At 42.3% G+C, this 6,031-nt stretch carries 3 protein-coding genes; all 3 read right to left on the reverse strand.

Annotated features, from left to right (window positions below; genetic code table 11):
* Positions 1–15 precede the first annotated feature (15 nt).
* A complete protein-coding gene (locus tag ACIQZ6_RS05980) occupies positions 16–1,632 on the reverse strand; it encodes a N,N-dimethylformamidase beta subunit family domain-containing protein (RefSeq protein ID WP_395809162.1) in 1,617 nt (538 codons plus the stop codon).
* An 80-nt stretch (positions 1,633–1,712) separates the two neighbouring features.
* Entirely contained in the window at positions 1,713–3,251 is a 1,539-nt protein-coding gene (locus ACIQZ6_RS05985) for a N,N-dimethylformamidase beta subunit family domain-containing protein (RefSeq protein ID WP_395809164.1), read from the reverse strand.
* Positions 3,252–3,381: 130 nt separating this feature from the next.
* Positions 3,382–6,031: PVC-type heme-binding CxxCH protein (locus tag ACIQZ6_RS05990; protein ID WP_395809166.1), on the reverse strand; the 2,650-nt coding region annotated here is incomplete at its 5' end.

A 6,031-nucleotide genomic window follows, 5' to 3' on the forward strand; every position in this document is an offset into this window, starting at 1 on the left:
CTGTTTAAATTGAAATTATTTCTTAGAAGCGGTTTTTATCCCGCAACGGTTTAAAAAGTTAGTTGTAATTTTTTGGACCCGCTCATCTACGCCATGTGAACGCCCAAAATGTGAGTATGGAACAATAATTCCAGGAGGCTGCGACAATCCAAATGACCAATAGATAGTTGCGGCATTGAAAACCCAATTACCTTTTCCTCCGGGATAAACCGTTGCTGCATACTGTGATTTAGCATTAGTAGTATTGATTGTTTCGCCTTCGGCCACCACTTCTAAACCTGGAATATCTGCAGGATCGCCATGATGTTCCCATCCTACAAGCCCGGGTATCTTATCCCCCATCTTCATGCCTGTACCTTCAAATATCCAATGTTCGGGTTTACTCACAATCCAGTCGGCAGAACCATTGAATGGATACATGGTTCTGGCACCAATCAGAGTATTTTCATTAGGCCAGTCATTCCGTTCAAATGGCCCCATGATACCTAAAGCTTCCTCTACCTTGCTAACCCCTCCAAAACGACCAATTCTAAAAATTGTACGATACGGATTTTCATTGGCATCACTTTCAACCCGTTTTTGATCGCCCCCATCCTTTGCAAGGCCTGCATCTTTGTTAAGTTTTGCAGAATGAATTTTTACCTCCGGCTTTAGATCAATCACCCACATCAATGAATTCCCAGAAAGAAATGCAGCATTAAGCCCTCGAGCTACTGCATTTTTCACATTATCAAACATTTGAAGCGTCCAGTATTCATCATGACCTATGGATAGGAAGCATTTTACTCGGTCAAGGCCATTAGCATCTGTATGGGTATCAATATTACTGCAATAAGTAACATCATATCCTTCCTTTTCCAGCCAGTAACAAAGTGGGTATTCCCAAAGTAAAAACTCACCTGATCCTTGTGAAAGTGGCTGATCCACTACCTGCGGATATTTCGAAAAAGGGCGATTAAAGCTCGACCAAGTTCTTGCGCTGTGCGGTTGTAGGGGAGGGTCACTGGTATAAAGTGAGTGCCTGGTATCAGGCCATTTATTATAAGCTTGCCAAGTAGTATCACTGGTTTGGAACATCAAATCAGCCTTTCTATCATCTCTTACTATGAAAATGATATAACTCTCGTATCGGTGTGCAGTACAGGAAAGTTTCCCTACATACACTCCACTGATCCAATCTTCAGGAATTTTAAATGATGTAGACTTATTCCAATTGCATTCTCGCAAACGATGTTCCGCAATTGGAGGAACAACCTGTGGCTGCACAGAGAAGGGTCCCAATTTTTGCATGAAACGTCCACCCTTGCCTCCATAATATCCCATGCGATAGAAATCAATGTTAACATCAGTTTGGGATGATGCACTTAAAAAAATATCGATTGACTCGCCGGCACGAAGACTCATTTTGGAACAGTATCCTTCTATTTCTTTGGATCGTAGTTCTTCAGATTTAACATAAGTTAGCTGCCAATCAGTAGTGCCCTGCTTTTTATTCTCGGCAACAATCAGGGTGCTTCTTTGCTGCTCAGCATTTGAAAAACCAGACAATGGTAGCAGAGCAGCCGCCAATCCTGCATTTACAGCCCCTTTAAGAACATCCCGGCGACTTATTTTATTTTTTGACTTCTTCATTCTAATTGAAATTCAAGATCATCATTGAAAAACACATATTGGCACTCATTTTCAACTAATTTAATCAGTGTTTAAACGATTTATAAAGCTCTTGATTTACGCAACAAATTATGCATAATTTGCTGAACCCGTTTATCAGGACCATGCGGACGACTCCAGTGCGACCAAGGTAGCGTATGACCTGGAGGCATACCCAAAGCCTGCGCCCAAAATATGGTTGAAGCACTGAACACAATATTTCCTTTTGGAGCAGTATAGATCGTTGATGTCCATTGCTGAGGTTTTACTCCGCCACTCCATGCGGTGCCTTCGGCAACAATCTCAAGTCCTGGAATTGGTGCCGGCTCGCCCATATATTCCCAGCCAATAAGCCCTGGAATACGATCTCCCTTTTTAATCCCAGTATTCTTAAACATCCAATGTTCAGGTTTGGTGATAATCCAATCGCCACCTCCAGTAATAGGATCAATATTTCGAACCCCCATTAAGAATCCTTCATCAGGGCCACGCTCAGGAAATGGTCCGTTTAGATTCTCGCGATCAATGGCATACTTATTTTGAGCTCCATATGGGCCACCTCTAAAAATTATTCGGTTTTCCTGCCCATTGCTATTTGCCCGAAATGGAGTAACCCAACAAACTGAATTACCTGATAAAAACAACAGATTTACACCCTCATCACGCATTTTTACCACACTGTTATACTGACGGATATCCCAATATTCATCATGTCCAACACTGATAAAAGATTTACATTTTAGCCCACGTTCAGATGAAATCATGTCGCTATTAGAACAATAGCTTACATCATATCCATGTTCTTCAAGAAAATAAGTTAATGGATGCTCGAGTGAAAGAAATTCGCCCGAACCAAAGGAAAGGGGGTCATTTACAACTCCTGTATATTGCGACTGACGACCATATGGACGATCAAAGCTAACATCAGCCCAAGGACCTTCATTACCTTTAGGGTGCGTATAAACCGAATAGTTATTTGGCCATCTGTTATATGCCTGCCATGTATTATCAGAACACTGAAAAAGGATGTCTGCAGGACGGTCATCGCGGACTATAAAAATAACATAACTTTGCCAGTAAGGAATATTTTCATCGCCGGGTAACGTTGTTAAACGACCCAGGTAAACTCCACTTAACCAATCATCGGGAATAGTAATTGAAGTACAAGGCTTCCATTTACATTCATGCAAATTTTTAAGCCCGGGTTTAGGTACAGGCTGCGAATAGCCCTCAAAAGGGCCCATCTTTTGTAGCAATCGGGCACCGCATCCACCATAATAGCCGGTACGGAAAATCTCGATCTCAAATTTCACATTCTGGTCTGTTGAAACCATAATATCAATGGATTCGCCGGCTTTAACACTTTGTTTTGAGCAATAACCCTCAATAGAAGGACAACGCTGACCATCACGATCGGGACGTACACGGGTTAACTGCCAGTCTGTTGAACCTTGTTTTTTATTCTCAGCCTCAATCAAGCCTCTTCTTTGCTGATTGATCGTTGTGAAGCCCGATAATGGCAAAAATGTTGCTGCTAATCCAGCCTGAGCAGCATTTTTAAGCAATTTACGACGTGATAAGTTAGTTATACTATTTTTCATTCTCTCAGTTTAACAGTAGGATTAGTACTTAATATGTTTTATTTGGCCTTTTAAAAGAAAGCAATAATTTTTTGATATTCCTTTTAGACTATAAAATTTATACCCTTTTGAAATCATATGCTTTAACTATTTATAAGGAGCCTCCCTTCAGGTAAGCGATCAGTTTTGACATTTCATCTTTAGTGATATTTTGTTCCAATCCATCGGGCATCAATGATAGTCCCGAATTACCCAGGGCAGCAATGTTCTTACGCAAAACGGCCTCATCTGTACCAAAAGTTGTACGCAAGGTCAGGCTGTTCTCAGTTTCTGAAACCAGCCATCCGCTAATCGTTCGACCGTCTTTTGTATTTACTGAAACTGATTGGTATGCGGGTAAAACCTCGTAATTAGGAACCAAAATATGAAGTAATAATGCCTCTGCCGGTTGATTTTTTACTCCTGTCAAATCTGGGCCTACTTTACCACCCTCCTTCTGATAGGTATGACATGCTGAACAAGATTTTTGAAAAACAGCTTTCCCCAACCTTCCATCTGATGAAGCGCTGATACTACGTTTATAATCCTGATAAACCTTCATTCGATCACCCCCCTCTAATTCCTTAAACAGCAGCTTTGCCTGATCACTTACCTGAACATCTTTGCTTGAAAGTAGGCGAGTACGGTCGGCAGATGAAATCTCGGCTTCTTGGATATCACCTTTTTCAATAGCCTTAAATAGCTCTTTAATAAATATTGTTTTAGAAACCAATGCCGAGGTTACTGCTGATTTTAGTCTAGGCGTATATGCCGACCAGGATTGCTTGGCCGTAAGCATAGCTGCGCCTCTTGCATCATTCAAACGTGAGATCGAAGAAACCACTCCTAATAAAAGTTCAGGTGGATTACCAGGGTCAAGCAATTTCTGTAATGTTTTATTGGCACGATCAAAATCAGTAAACCCAAGCAAGGCCGTTGCGCGAACACGCGCTGCACTTGCCACAGTAGGATTCTCGGCGATCTTACTAGTTGCTGAAATAAAATTATCTAATTGAATATCTGAAGCTTGTTCTCCATGCAAAGCATAAATAAATCCCTTACTTGAACTGTTAAAGTCTTTTGCCCTACCAGAGGCCCCTTCAGCTAATCCCAGCAAGCTTGATATACGCCAGTCCATACCAGAAGGAGCGTTCAAAACATCCTTCATAAAAATACGGGAATCGGCAACAGAGCCTCCGTTGCCAAGCAATCGACCCAAATCTTGCATCACTAATGAAAACGCTATTGGATCGGCATTTTTCTGTGCTTTGAATGCTGCTAAAAACTGAGGAATACGTTTCTCAATTCCGCTTAATACTCCAGCACGAACCCATTGATCAGCACCATCACGTGCTGCAACTACGGCCATTGCATTTACCACACCTGAACCTTCCAAAGAGCCCAATACCAACGCCGTATTAAAACGAACGCGCATGGCTTCATCTTTTGCAGATAAAAGTAACACTTGCACCAATTCAGGATATCTATCACTCAAACCTCCGGCAAGCAATACTGCCTGCTCACGAACTCCAGAAACCTTATCCTTCAAGGCCAACTTAACAACTGAGCCGTTCAGAGAATTCAGTGAATGAAGCAACCATAAAGCACGTGTACGGCTTTCGGGATAGACTCCTTCTGATGCAATTTTGCGAAGTCCATTAACTAGTGTCGCAGAAGCATCATTTTTCTGCAGCAATAAACGATGTGCAGTTGCACGCTCCCACTCCTCAGAAGATGCCAGAGCGGCCAAAATCTTTTCCATACTGCTTTTGGAACTTAGTCGGGAAGAGATCTCTGCTATATTATCTTTAAAGTCTTTTCTAACAATACGGTAGATTCTGCCATCGGTTTTTCCACTTTCCCAATCAAGACCTGCTCGCGCCTCTTCAGGTATATAAGCAGGATGATCGATCACTTTCCTATACATATCTGCTAGATAGAGTGCCCCTTCTGGGCCATGTTGCAGAAATACAGGGCGGAACCATTCATCTGTTGAAGATAAAAACTCGCGCCCTTGGTAAGGAATTTTAGAACGAAAGGAAATACCTTCGGGATTAACAAGCTGTCGTTGAACCAGATTCTGCGCCGATTCACAAATAAATATATTACCCTGATGAGCCGGTGTTAGAGCCGTTCCGTTAAAGAAAAGCAGTCCACTGGCCGCCGTGAACGTACCCGCATGTGAGCGGCCAATAAGTTTTGGAATGAAGTCAGCACTAGTTACTGCATGTGAGATCGGATACACCACGGCATCGGCCTCAGTTTTAGAAACATTCTGCACACTTTCATTGAAAAGCAAGTTTGGGTTCCTCTTCAAATACCAAGGTTCCATCACAGTATGCATAACGGGATGACGGTTTGAGGATCCAAAACGTCTGCCATAAGGATCGAATGTTAAACCGAACTGGCTTTTACCTCCTGTAACCTGAAATTCAAGGGTTTCGGGATGAAAGCGGCCGTCGGCAGACTTATAGGATACTGCTGGGCGTTCGGGATGTTCAGGAGAAGTAATAGTTCCGCCATTCAAACCTCCAGTAACATAGATCCAGCCATCGAGTCCCAGAATCGGGTGACTCGTTCTGATCTGGGCAGTTTGAGTGGCAAAAAAACCAGTAAGCACTACTTTTTTAATATCCGCAACACCGTCACCATTGGTATCTTTCAGATAAAATAAATCTGGCGAACAGGTAACAAACACTCCTCCTTTCCAGGGAAGTATCCCATTGGGATAAGTTAAGTCAGTGGCAAATTCAGTTCGCTTA

The organism is Daejeonella sp., from assembly GCF_044348475.1.
In the GTDB taxonomy this organism is placed as follows: domain Bacteria; phylum Bacteroidota; class Bacteroidia; order Sphingobacteriales; family Sphingobacteriaceae; genus Daejeonella.

What these genes read in the sequence shown, in the direction of transcription:
- ACIQZ6_RS05980 (WP_395809162.1), bottom strand. Translation starts at nt 1,632, where the DNA reads ATGAAGAAGTCAAAAAATAAAATAAGTCGCCGGGATGTTCTTAAAGGG.
- ACIQZ6_RS05985 (WP_395809164.1), bottom strand. Translation starts at nt 3,251, where the DNA reads ATGAAAAATAGTATAACTAACTTATCACGTCGTAAATTGCTTAAAAAT.